Genomic DNA, 1200 nt, shown 5'->3' on the forward strand with positions numbered 1-1200 from the left:
TGATTATGCAGTTACTTTCGCAACAACACCAGCACCTACAGTACGACCACCTTCACGAATCGCAAAACGCAGACCTGGGTCCATTGCGATTGGGTGGATTAATTCAACTGACATTTCTACGTTGTCACCTGGCATAACCATTTCAACGCCGTCTTGTAATTGAATCGCACCAGTTACATCCGTAGTACGGAAGTAGAACTGTGGACGGTAACCATTTAAGAATGGGGTATGACGACCACCTTCTTCTTTTGACAACACATATACTTCTGCGTCAAATTTGGTATGCGGTTTGATTGTACCTGGTTTCGCCAATACTTGACCACGTTGTACATCTTCACGTTTTGTACCACGTAAAAGTACACCACAGTTCTCGCCTGCACGACCTTCGTCAAGCAATTTACGGAACATTTCAACGCCGGTTACAGTGGTTTTAACTGTATCTTTAATACCAACGATTTCAACTTCTTCACCAACTTTTACGATACCAGACTCAACACGGCCTGTTACTACAGTACCACGACCAGAGATTGAGAATACATCTTCGATTGGCATCAAGAATGCTTTGTCGATTGCGCGTTCTGGTTCTGGGATATAAGAGTCAAGTGCAGCAACTAATGAAAGTACTGATTCTTCACCGTAAGGACCTGCATCACCATTTAATGCAGCCAAAGCTGAACCACGGATTACAGGGGTATCATCACCAGGGAAGTCATAAGCAGAAAGAAGTTCACGTACTTCCATTTCTACCAGTTCAAGTAACTCTTCGTCATCTACAAGGTCGCATTTGTTTAAGAATACGATGATGTAAGGTACACCAACCTGACGAGACAACAGGATGTGTTCACGTGTTTGTGGCATTGGACCATCGGTTGCCGCGCATACAAGGATTGCACCGTCCATTTGCGCAGCACCAGTGATCATGTTTTTCACATAGTCGGCGTGTCCTGGGCAGTCTACGTGTGCGTAGTGACGTGCTGGAGAATCATATTCTACGTGTGATGTATTAATTGTAATACCACGCGCTTTTTCTTCAGGCGCAGAGTCGATTGCTGCATAGTCTTTCGCTTCACCGCCATAAGTTTTTGCACAGATGGTTGCAATCGCAGCTGTTAAAGTTGTTTTACCATGGTCAACGTGACCAATAGTTCCCACGTTTACGTGTGGTTTATTACGTTCAAACTTGGCTTTAGCCATGATGAT

Annotated in this window: 1 protein-coding gene; it reads right to left on the reverse strand. The window is 44.4% G+C overall.

The window, feature by feature from the left end:
- Positions 1-3: 3 nt before the first annotated feature.
- Positions 4-1194 (reverse strand): elongation factor Tu, encoded by a 1191-nt coding sequence (tuf, locus tag CRO21_RS17415; RefSeq protein ID WP_097080560.1) that lies wholly within the window; start codon positions 1192-1194, stop codon positions 4-6.
- Positions 1195-1200: the final 6 nt, after the last annotated feature.

It is taken from the genome of Acinetobacter puyangensis (assembly GCF_900096995.1).
GTDB classification, from domain to species: domain Bacteria; phylum Pseudomonadota; class Gammaproteobacteria; order Pseudomonadales; family Moraxellaceae; genus Acinetobacter; species Acinetobacter puyangensis.